At 64.0% G+C, this 14,001-nt stretch carries 16 protein-coding genes and 1 pseudogene; 11 read left to right on the forward strand and 6 right to left on the reverse strand.

From position 1 onward, the window contains the following. From Q8N40_RS00910 to rpmG, 5 genes are all read left to right on the forward strand, one after another. The coding region (locus Q8N40_RS00910; protein WP_305710468.1) for a S1 RNA-binding domain-containing protein at positions 1-438 on the forward strand (438 nt) is incomplete at its 5' end. Positions 439-441: 3 nt separating this feature from the next. Next, the gene (locus Q8N40_RS00915; protein WP_305710469.1) at positions 442-879 is read left to right on the forward strand and encodes a DUF983 domain-containing protein; all 438 of its coding nucleotides are present in this window, start codon (positions 442-444) and stop codon (positions 877-879) included. 44 nt (positions 880-923) lie between these two features. Continuing rightward, positions 924-1,667, forward strand: coding sequence for an NUDIX hydrolase (locus Q8N40_RS00920; protein ID WP_305710470.1), 744 nt, complete (start codon positions 924-926; stop codon positions 1,665-1,667). Between the two features lie 236 nt (positions 1,668-1,903). Beyond that, positions 1,904-3,229, forward strand: a complete 1,326-nt coding sequence (locus Q8N40_RS00925; RefSeq protein ID WP_305710471.1) for an LLM class flavin-dependent oxidoreductase — start codon at positions 1,904-1,906, stop codon at positions 3,227-3,229. Between the two features lie 124 nt (positions 3,230-3,353). Next, entirely contained in the window at positions 3,354-3,521 is a 168-nt protein-coding gene (gene rpmG, locus Q8N40_RS00930) for a 50S ribosomal protein L33 (RefSeq protein WP_045008041.1), read from the forward strand. Positions 3,522-3,601: 80 nt separating this feature from the next. On the opposite strand, the gene Q8N40_RS00935 is transcribed toward rpmG, so the two are convergent. The 3 genes from Q8N40_RS00935 to Q8N40_RS00945 are packed head-to-tail and all read right to left on the reverse strand — an operon-like array spanning position 3,602 to position 5,010. Beyond that, positions 3,602-3,811 (reverse strand): DUF2892 domain-containing protein, encoded by a 210-nt coding sequence (locus Q8N40_RS00935; protein WP_305320959.1) that lies wholly within the window; start codon positions 3,809-3,811, stop codon positions 3,602-3,604. 49 nt (positions 3,812-3,860) lie between these two features. After that, on the reverse strand, positions 3,861-4,475 hold the full coding sequence (locus Q8N40_RS00940) for a YeeE/YedE thiosulfate transporter family protein (protein WP_305320958.1): 615 nt from the start codon (positions 4,473-4,475) through the stop codon (positions 3,861-3,863). 16 nt (positions 4,476-4,491) lie between these two features. Continuing rightward, positions 4,492-5,010, reverse strand: coding sequence for a YeeE/YedE thiosulfate transporter family protein (locus tag Q8N40_RS00945; RefSeq protein ID WP_305320957.1), 519 nt, complete (start codon positions 5,008-5,010; stop codon positions 4,492-4,494). Positions 5,011-5,161: 151 nt separating this feature from the next. On the opposite strand from Q8N40_RS00945, the gene ccoG reads away from it, so the two are divergent. Continuing rightward, the gene (ccoG, locus tag Q8N40_RS00950) at positions 5,162-6,601 is read left to right on the forward strand and encodes a cytochrome c oxidase accessory protein CcoG (protein WP_305710477.1); all 1,440 of its coding nucleotides are present in this window, start codon (positions 5,162-5,164) and stop codon (positions 6,599-6,601) included. 4 nt (positions 6,602-6,605) lie between these two features. On the opposite strand, the gene Q8N40_RS00955 is transcribed toward ccoG, so the two are convergent. After that, entirely contained in the window at positions 6,606-7,841 is a 1,236-nt protein-coding gene (locus tag Q8N40_RS00955; protein WP_305710472.1) for an MFS transporter, read from the reverse strand. Between the two features lie 159 nt (positions 7,842-8,000). Here Q8N40_RS00955 and Q8N40_RS00960 point away from each other — a divergent pair, with 159 nt between their 5' ends. Next, positions 8,001-8,564: a TetR/AcrR family transcriptional regulator gene (locus Q8N40_RS00960; RefSeq protein WP_305320955.1), complete on the forward strand. Its 564-nt coding sequence runs from the start codon at positions 8,001-8,003 to the stop codon at positions 8,562-8,564. A gap of 116 nt (positions 8,565-8,680) precedes the next feature. Here Q8N40_RS00960 and Q8N40_RS00965 read toward each other — a convergent pair whose 3' ends face one another. Next, a complete protein-coding gene (locus Q8N40_RS00965; protein WP_305710473.1) occupies positions 8,681-10,054 on the reverse strand; it encodes a PleD family two-component system response regulator in 1,374 nt (457 codons plus the stop codon). Between the two features lie 12 nt (positions 10,055-10,066). Then, a complete protein-coding gene (locus Q8N40_RS00970; protein ID WP_027538546.1) occupies positions 10,067-10,432 on the reverse strand; it encodes a response regulator in 366 nt (121 codons plus the stop codon). Positions 10,433-10,661: 229 nt separating this feature from the next. Between Q8N40_RS00970 and Q8N40_RS00975 the strand changes: the two genes are divergently transcribed. The 4 genes and pseudogenes from Q8N40_RS00975 to Q8N40_RS00990 all read left to right on the forward strand — a co-directional run. Then, positions 10,662-10,961: a DUF3572 domain-containing protein gene (locus Q8N40_RS00975; protein ID WP_305710474.1), complete on the forward strand. Its 300-nt coding sequence runs from the start codon at positions 10,662-10,664 to the stop codon at positions 10,959-10,961. Beyond that, positions 10,940-12,256 (forward strand): DNA polymerase IV, encoded by a 1,317-nt coding sequence (locus Q8N40_RS00980; protein ID WP_305710475.1) that lies wholly within the window; start codon positions 10,940-10,942, stop codon positions 12,254-12,256. The genes Q8N40_RS00975 and Q8N40_RS00980 overlap by 22 nt, the downstream gene beginning before the upstream one ends. A 63-nt stretch (positions 12,257-12,319) precedes the next feature. Then, positions 12,320-12,541 carry a helix-turn-helix transcriptional regulator gene (locus Q8N40_RS00985; protein WP_305710476.1) on the forward strand — a complete coding sequence of 74 codons (222 nt, stop codon included), beginning with the start codon at positions 12,320-12,322 and terminating at the stop codon, positions 12,539-12,541. Positions 12,542-12,711: 170 nt separating this feature from the next. Next, positions 12,712-14,001, forward strand: a pseudogene (locus Q8N40_RS00990) (hypothetical protein); the annotation flags it as partial.

Raw genomic sequence — 14,001 nt, forward strand, 5'->3', positions numbered from 1 at the left:
CTCGCCGACCGCATCGGGGCCACCTTCCAGGGCCGCATTTCCGGCGTCACCCGCTCCGGGCTGTTCGTCAAACTCTCGGATACCGGCGCCGACGGCCTGATCCCGATCCGCACGCTGGGCACCGAATACTTCAATTATGACGAGACCCGCCACGCGCTGGTCGGCACACGCAGCGGTGCCATGCACCGGCTGGGGGACGTGGTCGACGTTCGTCTGGTAGAAGCAGCCCCAGTGGCGGGCGCGTTGCGGTTCGAACTGCTGTCGGAAGGCACCGTCGCCCCGCGCGGACGCAGCAGGCGACCCGGCGCCGGCGATGCCATGCGGGCGAAGGCCAAGGCGCATCCGGGCCGCACGCCGCGCAAGAAGGATCGCAAGAGTAAAGGCAAAGACAAGAGTAAGTCGGGCAAATCGAAGAAGGGCAAGCCCTTCAAAGGATAGACCATGGATACCGTCACCGCAGCGAGAACCTGGACTCAGCAGCAGGCATCCGCCGAAAAGCGCGACGTGTGGACCGCGATGAAGCGCGGCTTTTTCTGCCGCTGCCCGCGTTGCGGCGAAGGCAAGCTGTTTCGTGCCTTCCTGAAAGTCGACAATCACTGTTCGGCTTGCGGACTGGATTTCACGCCGCACCGCGCCGACGATTTGCCGGCCTATCTCGTCATCGTCATCGTCGGCCACATCGTGGTTCCGGCCGCGCTGTGGATCGAGACCCACTATGCGCCAGCGGTCTGGCTGCAGCTCACGGTCTACCTTTCATTCACCCTGGTGGCATCCTTGCTGTTGCTGCAGCCGGTGAAGGGCGCCGTGGTCGGCTTGCAGTGGGCCTTGCGCATGCACGGGTTTGACGAAAATGCCACCGATGAGATATCGCCGGGATAACCGACAAGAACGCCGACAAGAAACCAAGAACAAGTGGGGACGGAATGACTGAAGCTGCCGCTGCCGCCGTGGAAGAAGGCAAAGAGGCCGACCATCATCCCTATTTCCGGCCGAAAGACGCCGCCACGCTGATCCTGGTCGATCGCACCGCCACGGTGCCGAAGGTTCTGGTCGGCAAACGCCACGACAAGGTGGTGTTCATGCCCGGCAAGTTTGTTTTTCCCGGCGGCCGGGTCGACAAGTCGGACAACCGCGTACCGGTGGCGGCGCCGATCCCGAAAGCACTCGAAGACAATCTGATGAAGGGCAGCCCGAAGATCACGCCATCGCGGGCGCGTTCGCTGGCGATCGCCGCGATCCGCGAGGCCTGCGAGGAAACCGGGCTTTGCCTCGGCCGCAAGAACGACGGCAAGGCGCCGAAGCTCGAAGGCGCCTGGCAGGCGTTCACGCAAGCAGGTCTCTTGCCCGATCCCTCAGGACTGTATCTGATCGCCCGCGCCATCACCCCGCCCGGCCGCGTCCGCCGCTTCGATACCAGGTTCTTCACCGCCGACGCGTCAGCCATCGCCCATCGCGTCGAGGGCGTGGTTCACGCCGAGGCCGAACTGGTCGAACTGGTGTGGGTTGACCTCGGCTCCAAACACCTGGCCGACGCCCATCCGATGACGAAGAATGTCCTCAACGAACTGGAAAAGCGCCTCGCCACCGGCCCGCTCAGCCATGACGCGCCGGTGCCGTTCTTCCATTTCTACGGCAACCGAATGCAGAAGGACGTGCTGGGGGTGTAGCTCCACTCCTCATCCTGAGGAGCCGCGCGCCTTTCGCGCGGCGTCTCGAAGGATGGACACGGGCTCTCATGGTTCGAGACGGCGCTGAAGAAGCGCCTCCTCACCATGAGGCTCACACACCGTCATCGTTCTCCAAGTGCTGCTCAATTCGCAAGATTCTTCTCGTCCATCCCTGATGCCTTTGCGAAACGGCGTCCCTATCTCTTCCCCAACAACAACCAAACGGAAATGGGGCAATGGCAAAACGTCAGTTGCGGCTTGGCGCGTTCATGCGGCCGGTTTCCATTCACACCGGCGCGTGGCGCTATCCCGGCGCCTGGCCGGACGCCAACTTCAATTTTTCGCATATCAGGAAGCTGATCCAGAAGCTGGAAGCGGGAAAGTTCGACGCCTTCTTCATGGCCGACCATCTCGCCGTGCTGAACATGCCGGTCAATGCGCTGAAGCGCAGCCACACCGTCACCTCGTTCGAGCCGTTCACGCTGTTGTCGGCGCTGGCCGGCGCCACCGAACATATCGGGCTGATCGCGACGGGATCGACCACCTTCGACGAGCCATATCATGTCGCCCGCCGCTTCGCCTCGCTCGATCACATCAGCAATGGCCGCGCCGGGTGGAACATCGTCACCACCTCCAACCCGGATGCGGCGCTGAATTTCGGGCTCGACGACCACATGGAGCATGCCGAGCGCTACAGGCGGGCGCGCGAATTCTACGATGTGGTGACCGGTCTGTGGGATTCCTTCGCCGACGACGCCTTCATGCGCGACGTCGAGAGCGGGCTGTATTTCGATCCCGCAAAGATGCACGTGCTGAATCACAAGGGCAAATATCTCTCGGTGCGCGGTCCCCTCAACATCGCACGACCGGTGCAGGGCTGGCCGGTCATCGTGCAGGCCGGCGCCTCGGAGGACGGCAGGCAGCTCGCGGCGGAGACGGCGGAAGCCGTGTTCACCGGCGGCGGCCCGCTCGCCGACGGCCAGAAACTCTATGCCGACATCAAGGGCCGCATGGACAGGCTCGGTCGCGACCGCAACCATCTGAAGATCCTGCCCGGCGCTTTCGTCGTGGTCGGCGACAGTATCGAGGAGGCAAAAGAGAAGCGCGCTTTGCTCGACAGCATGGTGCATTACGACAGCGCGATCGCCTCGCTCTCGGTTCAGCTCGGCACCGACGCGTCCGGCTTCGATCCCGACGGACAACTGCCCGACATCCCCGAAACCAATGCCAGCAAGAGCGGCCGTCAGCGCTTGGTCGATGCCGCCGCGCGCGACAAGCTTACGGTGCGCCAGCTCGCGCAGCGGGTCGGCGGCTATGGCGGACTGTCGTTCGTCGGCACGCCGGAAACCATCGCCGACCAGATGGAGCAATGGCTGACCACGGAAGGCTGCGACGGGTTCAATATCATGTTCCCGTTCCTGCCCGCCGGGCTCGACGACTTCGTCGACAAGGTCGTGCCGGAACTGCAACGGCGCGAAATCTTCCGGCGCGCGTATGAGGGAAAGACATTGCGGGAGAATTTGGGTCTGCCGCGGCCGAAAAACCGGTTCTTCGAGGGTTAATGGGCCGGAATCGGGCCCGTTTTCGCCTGCAAAACCTTGACTTTGGGCTGTCAGAAGCTAGGTTGCGCGGCAAATGCGGGCCTGATGGGCCGGCGTCCGATTCCAGACATCAAGGGTTCTAAACATGGCCAAAGCGGTCACCATCAAGGTCAAGCTCGTTTCCTCGGCGGATACCGGCTTTTACTACGTCGCCAAGAAGAATTCGCGCACCATGACCGACAAGCTGGTCAAGAAGAAGTACGACCCGGTCGCGCGCAAGCACGTCGAATTCCGCGAATCCAAGATCAAGTAACAATCGCGGGACGCTACTGACTTCGAACGGGGCCTCGCGGCCCCGTTTTCATTTTGTGATGCGGCGTCCGCGATCCCGCATCATTTTCCCTGCCGGACCGGGCAACTCGACAGGCCGAACAGGGAATACGCCGGGCAATAGCCGAACACGCCCGTCGCCAGCGGCACAAACCCGATCCAGCCGACCCAATTCCAGCCGGTCTGGGGAAAGCCCAGCGGAACGGCGAACGCCAGCAGCAGAATTCCAACGACAATACGCGCGACGCGATCAATCGATCCAACATTGCTCATGGTCTTTATCCCTTGTGGTGGAGGAAGATTTGGTGAAAAGCCGGTGCGTTCATTCCGCGGGTGCCAGGCGATGGCTCGGCTGCGCCGACTCCGCAAAATCTCCATCGACGTCCGCACCGAGGTCTTTGCGCCAGGGCCGCGCCCGCTCGATCAGCGCCAGGATGACGACGATGACGGCCGCCAAAGCGACCGCGCCCTGCCAATAGGCCATGCCGGCGAGGTCGGTGAACAATAGCTTGGGCCCGGTGCCGATCAGCGACCTGGCGAGCCAGGGCTGGGCGTAGGAGAACGCCACCGCACCGGCCAGGCCGCCGAACAGCGTGAAGATGGCGTCGCGATAGCCGACGCCGATCTGCGCCAGCGTGGTGCCGGGACAGGCGCCCGCCAATGCGATGCCGGCGCCGAGGATCAGCCCGCCGACGACGTCGGCGGCATAAAGCGCGGCCTTTGGCTGCAGCTTGACGAAGCCGAACCCGTTGAGAAACGCCAGCACCACCGCGCCGGTCGCAACCGCCGTCAGAAACACCTTGAGCATGATCCAGTTGCGCAACTGCATCTGGCCAACGATCATTCCGGGCTCGAACACGCGCGATTTTTCCAGCGCGAATCCGAACACGATTCCCATCAAGACACCGCTTAGCATTCCGACTGCAACGGACGACATGATCATCCCTCCCCGGTTAGATTCGACGCAGCAGCAACGAGGCGGTGGCAATGCCGCCGGCAAACATCGCAACCACCGCGACGGTGGACCCGACAGACAATTGCGCCATCCCCGAAAGGCCGTGGCCGCTGGTGCAACCGTCGGCGATCCGGGCGCCGAACAGCATCAGGAAGCCGGCGACGAACGCCACCGCGTAGCGCAGGCGGGGCGATGACGAGCCGAGTGCTTTCGCCCAGATCGGCGAAACCGGCGCGCGGACCGCGCCCGACAGCTTCATCGACGCGAAGGCGCCCAGCGCGATACCGATGACCAATGCCACCTGCCAGAGGTTCTTGGCATTCTCGGCAACATGCCTGGCGACGTAATCGATCCTGAGCAGCGAAGGATCGACCAGGCCGGCAATCGCCGCGCCCACCGTGACATAGGAGGACGAGGCGCCGAGCGCGGTCTCAATCAACAGGAATGCGGGGATTTGCAGCAGGCCTATCAGGATACCCGCAGCGTAAGGCGACCAAGCCTTGTCAAAAGGCGACATCGGCAAACCTCCTTCAATCCCTATATTAGCATTATGTAATGTAATGGGGCAAAGCCGCTCCGCATTGATCTGAATCAATCGCGCGTCGGAACGCTGCAAATAAACGTCTGGCTGCAGCGGCGAATTGACCGAAGTCCGAAAGCATCGCGTCATGGGCGAAACCATCATCGAAGGGCCGCTCTATGCGCCCCGTAAGAAGGTCTATCCGCAGGCCGTCCATGGCCGGTTTCGCCGGATCAAATGGACGCTTCTGATCGTGGGCCTGGCGATCTATTACCTGCTCCCGTTCGTGCGCTGGGACCGCGGACCGGGCCTGCCCAGCCAGGCGGTGCTGCTCGACCTCCCGAACCGCCGCTTCTATTTCTTCTTCATCGAGTTGTGGCCGCAGGAAGTCTATTACTTCACCGGCCTGCTGATCATCGCGGCGATGGCGCTGTTCCTGATGAACGCCCTCGCCGGCCGGATCTGGTGCGGCTATCTCTGTCCGCAGACCATCTGGACCGACCTGTTCTACGCCGTCGAACGCTGGGTCGAGGGCGACCGCCGCGACCGCATCCTGAAGGACAAGCGCGGCTGGAACTTCAGGCATATTCGCGAGGTCGCCACCAAGCACTTCCTGTGGCTGATGATCGCCTGGTGGACCGGCGGCGCCTGGGTGCTGTATTTCGCCGATGCGCCGACGCTGGTGAAGGACCTCGCCACCCTGCAGGCGCCGTTCGCCGCCTATCTCTGGATCGGCATCCTGACCGCGACCACCTATGTCTTTGCCGGCCACGCCCGCGAGCAGGTCTGCATCTACATGTGCCCGTGGCCGCGCATCCAGGCGGCATTGACCGACGAGTGGGCGCTCAACGTCACCTACCGGCGTGACCGTGGCGAGCCACGCAATTCCGTCAAGAAGGCCGAGCAGCTGCGGCTTGCCGGCCAGCCCGCCGGCGATTGCATCGACTGTCACCAGTGCATCAATGTATGCCCGACCGGCGTCGACATCCGCGACGGCATCCAGCTCGGCTGCATTCAATGCGGGCTGTGCATCGATGCCTGCGACACCATCATGCTGCAGGTGAACCGGCCGACCGGGCTGATCGCCTACGACACCGACATCAACGCCGAGCGCCGGCTCGCCGGCAAGCCGCCGGTCTACCGGCTGATCCGGGCGCGCACCGTTCTCTATGCCGCCATCATTGCAATGGTCGGCGGCATTATGCTGTACGCGCTGGCGACCCGCAGCTCCCTTGGGATCAGCGCGCTGCACGAGCGCAGCCCGCTGTTCGTCACGCTGGCCGATGGCAGTGTCCGCAACGACTATACCGTGCGCTTCCTCAACAAGGCCGGCGTGTCGCGCGCCGTCGCGCTGGATGTACTCGGTCTTCCCGCCGCGGAAATCCGCACCTCGGGAATCGAACGCGGCGCCGACGGCAAGCTGATCGTCGAGGTCGGGCCGGACCAGACAAGGGAAATCAGGGTATCGGTGCAGGTGCCGGCGGCGAAGCTGCCGAAGCAATCCACCGACATCGAGTTCAGGGCCGCCGATGTCGCAACCGGCCTGTCAGCGTCGGTGCGCGATCATTTCGTGCCGGGCGGGCGGTAATGTCCTATCGCACGGGCACCATCGGCGGCGGCGCCGATGGCCGGATCAGCGCGAACGCCACCTGGATGATGCCGCCGGCGAGTCCCAACGCCACGCCGATCCGCCACGCCATGGTGTAGGACCCCAGCGAATCGTACAGCAGGCCGCCGCCATAGGCGCCGAGGAAGCTGCCGAGCTGATGGCTCATGAAGGCGAGCCCCTGCACCATCGCCTGCCACTGCAGCCCGAACATCTCGGCCACGGCGCCGGCGACCAGCGGACCGACGCCCATCCACAGGAATCCCATCAGCGCCCCGAACAGCAGCGTCGATGCCGGCGACGGCGGCAGCATGAAGTACCAGGCCAGAATCAGCGAGCGCGCGATGTAGATGCCGCCGAGCAGCGCCAGCTTGTTCCAGCGCTCGCCGGCCCAGCCGAAGAACAGGCTGCCGAGCACGTTGAAGCCGCCGATCATGCCGAGCGTCTGCGCGCTCAGCATCGGGTCCATGCCGCAGATCGCGAGATAGGACGGCAGATGCGTGGTGAGAAACACCAGCTGCATGCCGCAGACGAAATACGCCAGCGTCATCACCACGAATGACGGATTGCTGAACGCGATCTTCACCGCGACCGCGGCCGAGGTATCGGCGATGTCGTCGGGTCCCTTCGGCGGCAGCGGCACCTTGTCCACCCTGCCCGCGTACCAGGCCGCCGGCAGCATGAAGAGCGACAGGATGACAAATCCCATCATGCCGGTGCGCCAGCCAAAACCCTCGTTCAGGAGCTGCCCGATCGGCGCCGACAGCAGGGCGCCGAGCGATCCCGCCGCCGAAACGATGCCCATCACCGTGCTGCGCACCGCCGCCGGCACCGAGCGCGCCGCCACCGACATCGCGATCGCGGCCGCCGTGCATGCCAGCGACGTGCCGATCAGTACGCCGCCGCCGATCATCACGCTGAGCATGCCCTGCGCGCTCGCCAGCAGCACGAGACCGACGATGTAGAACAGCGAGCCGACCATCATGATCGGGCGAAAGCCGTAGCGAACGGTCATGGCGCCGGCCAGCGGCTGCAGGAATCCCCAGGCGAGGTTCTGCACCGCCAGCGCCAGCGTGAAATCGGACACCGAAATCCTGATGTCCTGCGTCAGCGGCTGCAGGAAAATGCCGAGGCTCTGGCGCAGGCCCATGCTCAGCGTCAGCATGATGGAGGCGCCGATCAGGATGGGAAGCGTGGGACGGAGAATCTGCAGCAGGGACATTTCTTGTTTTTCTCTCATTGGGTCGCAGCTGGACCGCAACCTGCCCTCGCGTCGGACTTGATTACACCGACCTGTGTAATTAATGTGGGAGCGCTGCCGCTGTCAAGGCAGCCGGACAAAGGTTTTCCACGCGATATGCCGCCAGACGAAAAACCGACCATGAAAGCGCGGATTCTCGAAACCGCCGACCTGCTGTTCTATCAGCGCGGCATCCGCGCGGTCGGCGTCGACACCATCGCCGCCGAAATCGGCATCAGCAAGCGCACGCTGTACAATCACTTTCCCTCCAAGGACGAACTGATCGCGGCCTATCTGGCGGGCCGTTTCACCAAGGCGCCGCCATCCGACAAGCCGCCGGTCGAACAGATCCTCGGCACCTTCGACCGGCTGGAGCGCGGTTTTGCCAGCAAGGGTTTTCGCGGTTGTCCGTTCGTCAACGCGGTCGCCGAACTCGGCGCGGAGGATCGATCGGTCCGGAAGATCGCGGTCGCCTTCAAGGAAAGCCGCCGTCTCTGGTTTCGCGATCTGTTGAAACAGCTAGGTGTCGCCGACGCGGAGGGTCTTGCGACCCAGCTGACGCTTTTGGTCGACGGCGCGATCGCCCAGGATCTGGTGCGCAACGACCCCTCGATGGCGCGCGCCGCGAAGCAAGCCGCGAAGGTGCTGTTGGGGAATGCGGGAGTGATGCTTGGCGAAGGGAAGTCATCGCGCGATAGCAAGTAACCCCGAAGTCGCCTTCTTTAGGTATTTAAATACCGCAAAGACGTTGGTCGCTTACTGTACATGGGGTTGTTTTCGAGATTTTGGTGGGGATGCTGCACAGCGTCCGGGAACGCCAGCTACGCCGCCGCCGAAACCACCCGGTTGCGCCCGTCGTGCTTCGCACGGTACAGCGCCGTATCCGCGCGCTTCAGCACATCCGCGACCGGCTCGCCCTTGGTCTCCAGCGTCGACAGCCCGATCGAGATCGTGACCTCGATGCGTTTTGTGCCCTTGTTGACCGCGAAGGGTTCGCCGGCGATCGAACGGCGCAGCCGTTCGGCCACCATGCCCGCGACGTGCAGATCGGTTTCCGGCATCACGATGACGAATTCCTCACCGCCGTAGCGGCAGGCCAGATCGATACCGCGGATCGACTTGCGGATCCGCACCGCGAATTCGCGCAGCACGTCGTCGCCGGCATCGTGGCCGTAATTGTCGTTGATCGATTTGAAGAAATCGATGTCGAGCATCATCAGCGCCAGCGGCTTGCCGCGGCTTGCGGCCTGCTCGGCCAGCGCGCCGAGATGGCTTTCCATGTAGCGGCGGTTATGCAGGCCGGTCAGCGCGTCGGTGATCGCGGCCTCGATCGAGTTCTGCATGTTGTCGCGCAGATGATCGGTGTAGCGCCGCTTGCGAATTTGCGTTCGCGCCCGCGCCAGAAGCTCATTCTTGTCGACCGGGCGCAGCAGATAGTCGTTGACGCCGATCTCCAGCCCGCGCAACAGCCGCGCATTGTTGTCGGCGTCGGCGATCGCCAGGATCGGCACCGACCGGGTGCGCTCCAGCGAGCGCGCCTGGCTGCACAGCCGCAGGCCGTCGAAATTATCGAGGCCGAGCGAGACGATCAGCAGGTCGTAATTGCCCTCGGCGGCATGAAACAGCGCCTCGGCCGGGTTGGACTCGACGTCGACCGTGTGCTCGGTCGAGAGCACCGGCGCCAGCCGCTCGTAGGATGAAGGCCGGTCGTCGACCAAGAGGATGCGGCCACCCTTCCCGGTATCGGACACCGCGCTGCGCTCCGGCGCCTGCACGCCGATCTCCAGCGAGGTGATGGCGCGCATGCGCAGTTCATCGGTCATCATCTTCAGCCGGGTCAGCGAACGCACCCGGGCGATCAGCACGATGTCGGACACCGGCTTGGTCAGGAAATCGTCGGCGCCGGCCTCCAGCCCGCGCACCCGATCGGACGGGCTGTCGAGCGCGGTGATCATGACCACCGGAATGAAATGGGTCGCCGGATTGGATTTCAGCCGGCGGCAGACTTCGAAACCGTCCATATCCGGCATCATGACGTCGAGCAGGATGATGTCGCATTCGGCGCGCGCGCACACTTCCAGCGCCTCGGTGCCGCTGGAGGCGGTCAGGACATCGAAATACTCGGCCGACAGCCGGGCTTCCAACAGCTTGACGTTGGCGGGCACGTCGTCGACGACCAGAATACGCGCAGACATCGAAAATTACTCCTATCCGATAAAACGCCGGACGGTCTCGATAAATTTGCCGACCGAAATCGGCTTCGACAAATAAGCCTCGCAGCCGCCCTCGCGGATGCGTTCCTCGTCACCCTTCATCGCAAACGCGGTGACTGCGACCACCGGAATCGCGCGCAGCTCCGGATCGTCCTTGATCCAGCGCGTGACCTCGAGGCCGGACACCTGCGGCAATTGAATATCCATCAGGATCAGATCGGGGCGAAGCTTGCGCACGAGATCGAGCGCCTCGAAGCCGTTTGAGGTGCCCGAGGTCTGATAGCCGTGCGCCTCCAACAGATCGCGAAAGAGCTTCATATTGAGCTCGTTGTCCTCCACGATCAGGACGGTTTTGGCCATCCCGTCCCTCCCAATCCCTCTGAGGAAGCAGACCCGGCCTGCGGTGCATCAGGCACTGCCGCCGGGCGTCAATATCTGATTCAAACTAGCGCCAGATTCGCTCTAACCCGTTAAGCTCGCATGCCATCTTTATGCGAAGTGGTTTCCACTTGCTTGAACACGTTCCGCAGACTCGGGCATGATGCTTACAAAATAGAGACCATAAGTTAGCGAAAGGCAAACGGACCAGTTGAAAAAGCCTGTTCACAACCCCCGGGAAGTAGCTGAAATCGTTGCGGTTCAGGCGCTGTCCTTCATTGCCTCCGAGCCCGAGCGGCTGGGCCTATTCCTGGCCGAATCGGGAATCGGCCCGGAGACCCTGCGCACCGCGGCCGCGGACCCGCGATTCCTCGCGAGCGTGCTGGATTTCATCATGCGCGATGACGCAACTGTGAAGGCATTTGCCGGTGTCTCGCAACTCCATCCCACCAACATTGCTGCGGCGCACCAGGCGCTGAACGATCCGCAATGGGAGCGCGAGGTGCCGTGAGCGCAGCCGCGCCAGCGGTGGGCGAGCCGACCTGCTTTTGCCGGGACTGTCTCGGCGATCTCGACTTCGCGGCCAGGCGATGCGGCGGCTGCGGCTCCCCTCGCCTGGTGCGACACCAAGCGCTGTCGGCGCTGACGCTGGCCCACATCGATTGCGATGCGTTCTACGCCACTGTGGAGAAGCGCGACAATCCTGACATCGCCGACCGCCCCGTGATCATCGGCGGCGGCAAGCGCGGTGTGGTGTCCGCCGCCTGCTACATCGCTCGCACCTTCGGGGTGCGTTCGGCAATGCCGATGTTCAAGGCGCTGGAGCTGTGCCCGCATGCCGCCGTGATCCGCCCCGACATGACGAAGTATGTCCGGGTCGGCCGCGAGGTGCGCCATGCCATGCAGGCGCTGACCCCTTTGGTCGAACCGCTGTCGATCGACGAGGCGTTTCTGGACCTCGCCGGCACCCAGCGCGTTCACGGCATGATTCCTGCGAAAGTTCTGGCCCGCTTTGCCCGCGAGGTCGAGCGCGACATCGGCATTACCGTTTCGGTCGGCCTGTCCTGCAACAAGTTTCTCGCCAAGATCGCCTCCGACCTGGACAAGCCCCGCGGCTTCGCCACGCTCGATCAGGAACAGGCGCGCATCATGATGGCGGACAAGCCGGTCGGATTCATCTACGGCGTCGGGCCGGCGACCCAGGAAAGGCTGCTGCAGCGCGGCTTTCGCACCATCGCCGACCTGCAGCGCGCCGACGAGATCGATCTGATGAAGCAGTTCGCCGCCGAAGGCCGAAGGCTGTGGCGGCTGGCGCGCGGCATCGACGACCGTAGCGTGGAGCCCGAACGCGGCGCCAAGACCATCTCCAACGAGACCACCTTCGAGACCGACATCCGCGATTTTGCCACGCTGGAAAAGACGCTGTGGCGGTTGTGCGAGAAAGTATCCTCGCGGCTGAAGAGTAGCGATCTGGCGGGACTGACCATCACGCTGAAGCTGAAGACCGCGGATTTCCGGCAGCGCACCCGCTCGCAGTCGATCCATGCGCCGACCCAGCTGGCGGCGAAGATTTTCGCCGTCACCCGAGAAATGCTGGCGAAGGAAATCGACGGCACCGCCTTCCGCCTGATGGGCGCCGGCGTCAGCGCATTGCGCGCGGGATCGCTGGCCGACGACACCGACATGCTGGACCGCCGCTCCGCCCATGCCGAACGCGCCATCGACGGCCTGCGCAAGAAGTTCGGCGATGCCGCGGTGATCCGGGGCATCGCCTATGACGGCCCGGAGAAGACGGAAAAGGAGTAGCCCTTATAGCCCGCATTCCGGGCTGCCCGCGCTGCGCCAAATTCGCCGCCGGTGGAGCTTATCATGTCGCTGTTCGATCTCACGCCGGCCGAAGCCCGCGTCGCCCGCGGCCTTGCCGCCGGCAAAACGGTGGACGACCTCGCCGGCGACAACGGCGTTTCACCGAACACCGTTCGTGTGCAGGTTCGCGGCGTGCTGGAGAAAACCGGCTGCCGCCGCCAGACCGAAGTCGTCGCCCTGCTCGGCGGAATATCCGCGCTGCGCCTGGACCCGCCGGAGCACTGAGGTCCGTCCGCGACCGAATTGTTCACCCATAGTCAAAATTGATCATTTACCTCAGCGCGAAACGCCGTGTACGCTTTGGTTTTCGCAATGCCGGGCATCGTCGACCGATGCTTGAGCCCATCGCGGGCGATATTACGAGACACGTTCGATCTATTCTGGGGAATTCGATAATGATCAACGCCATTGCGGCTCGCGTGATGAACGCTTTCCCGATTTCGCAGCGACATCGTACCGACCTCATCCCGCAACGAATTCTGCCATTGACGCGATCTGCGGTTGTCGCTCTGGCGGTCGGCGCGGCGACGTTGATTTCGATATCGCCAGGTGCGGCGCAGACGCAGGATTGCAGCGCCGAGAGCAGCCTGAAATCGGTGCAGGCCGGCGGTGCCGTCGAATTGGCCTTCCGCAACGCTTCCCCGGAGCGCCGGCGCCTTTACTGGATCGATCCGAACGGCGATCGCAAGTTCAACGGCCTGATCGAGGGCGGCAATCTGCTCCGGCAGACCACCAACACGGGCCATTCCTGGGTCGTGACCGACGACGCCGAAAAATGCCTCTATGCCATCACGGCCACCGCCGAGCCGGTCACGATCGATGTCGGCGGCGTAGCCACCGCGCAGTTGGCGCCGCCGCCGCCCGGCGTGCAGCAGCCGATCGCGCCACCACCGGTCAACGTGCAGCCGGCGACGCTTCCACCGCCGCCGGTCGCACAGGCACCGGTCGTCCAACAGCTTCCGCCGTCGCCCGCTCTGGCCGCACCGCCGCCGGCAATGGCGGCTCCGCCGCAAGCCGCCATGACTCAGCTGCCGCAGGTTTCGCCGGTCGAGCAATTCCAGCTCAGGGGTAACTATCGCATCTCGCCGCGCGACAACGCCGCTTCGGCGCTCAATAGTCAGGCCTCCGGCACCGTCGACATCCCCAACGTCAAGCCGGAATGGGACAGCGGGCACTGGACCTTCGAAGCCGTGCCGGGCTCGCCCTTCGTGCGGATCAGGAACCAGTGGAAGAAGACCTATCTCACCGACGTGAACGGCAGGTTGCGCGCGACCGCCGCGCTCCCGGATGCCGACGAGGCGCACTGGAGCTTCGAGCCGGTAGACGGCACCTCGTTCGTGCAATTCCGCAACCGCGAGACAGATCGCTTTCTGATCGCGGTCAGCGGCGCGCCGGCGCTGGTCCAGGACTACCGCCAGGACCAGGAGAATCTGAGCCAGTGGCAGATCGGCCCCGCGGGACGCGCCGTCGTCGCGGCCGCGCCGCGCAACAACGCCTACGATTCGGCGCTCGCCAATTGCCGCGAACTCGGCGGCTACTGGACCGGCTCGTCCTGCCGCGCTTCGGAGCGGTCCCGGCCGCTGGTCTGTCCGCGCGGCTATGCGTGGTCGGAAGATATCGGCGAATGCCAGTGGGACGGTGGCAGTTGCCCGCCCTGGCAGATCGGCCCGGGCGGCCGATGCATG

It is taken from the genome of Bradyrhizobium sp. (genome assembly GCF_030693485.1).
In the GTDB taxonomy this organism is placed as follows: Bacteria; Pseudomonadota; Alphaproteobacteria; order Rhizobiales; family Xanthobacteraceae; genus Bradyrhizobium.

Bases quoted from the DNA above. Each gene is read 5' to 3' on its own strand.
- Q8N40_RS00915 (WP_305710469.1), top strand. From the start codon at position 442: ATGGATACCGTCACCGCAGCGAGAACCTGGACTCAGCAGCAGGCATCC.
- Q8N40_RS00920 (WP_305710470.1), top strand. From the start codon at position 924: ATGACTGAAGCTGCCGCTGCCGCCGTGGAAGAAGGCAAAGAGGCCGAC.
- Q8N40_RS00925 (WP_305710471.1), top strand. From the start codon at position 1,904: ATGGCAAAACGTCAGTTGCGGCTTGGCGCGTTCATGCGGCCGGTTTCC.
- rpmG (WP_045008041.1), top strand. From the start codon at position 3,354: ATGGCCAAAGCGGTCACCATCAAGGTCAAGCTCGTTTCCTCGGCGGAT.
- Q8N40_RS00935 (WP_305320959.1), bottom strand. From the start codon at position 3,811: ATGAGCAATGTTGGATCGATTGATCGCGTCGCGCGTATTGTCGTTGGA.
- Q8N40_RS00940 (WP_305320958.1), bottom strand. From the start codon at position 4,475: ATGTCGTCCGTTGCAGTCGGAATGCTAAGCGGTGTCTTGATGGGAATC.
- Q8N40_RS00945 (WP_305320957.1), bottom strand. From the start codon at position 5,010: ATGTCGCCTTTTGACAAGGCTTGGTCGCCTTACGCTGCGGGTATCCTG.
- ccoG (WP_305710477.1), top strand. From the start codon at position 5,162: ATGGGCGAAACCATCATCGAAGGGCCGCTCTATGCGCCCCGTAAGAAG.
- Q8N40_RS00955 (WP_305710472.1), bottom strand. From the start codon at position 7,841: ATGTCCCTGCTGCAGATTCTCCGTCCCACGCTTCCCATCCTGATCGGC.
- Q8N40_RS00960 (WP_305320955.1), top strand. From the start codon at position 8,001: ATGAAAGCGCGGATTCTCGAAACCGCCGACCTGCTGTTCTATCAGCGC.
- Q8N40_RS00965 (WP_305710473.1), bottom strand. From the start codon at position 10,054: ATGTCTGCGCGTATTCTGGTCGTCGACGACGTGCCCGCCAACGTCAAG.
- Q8N40_RS00970 (WP_027538546.1), bottom strand. From the start codon at position 10,432: ATGGCCAAAACCGTCCTGATCGTGGAGGACAACGAGCTCAATATGAAG.
- Q8N40_RS00980 (WP_305710475.1), top strand. From the start codon at position 10,940: ATGGGAGCGCGAGGTGCCGTGAGCGCAGCCGCGCCAGCGGTGGGCGAG.
- Q8N40_RS00985 (WP_305710476.1), top strand. From the start codon at position 12,320: ATGTCGCTGTTCGATCTCACGCCGGCCGAAGCCCGCGTCGCCCGCGGC.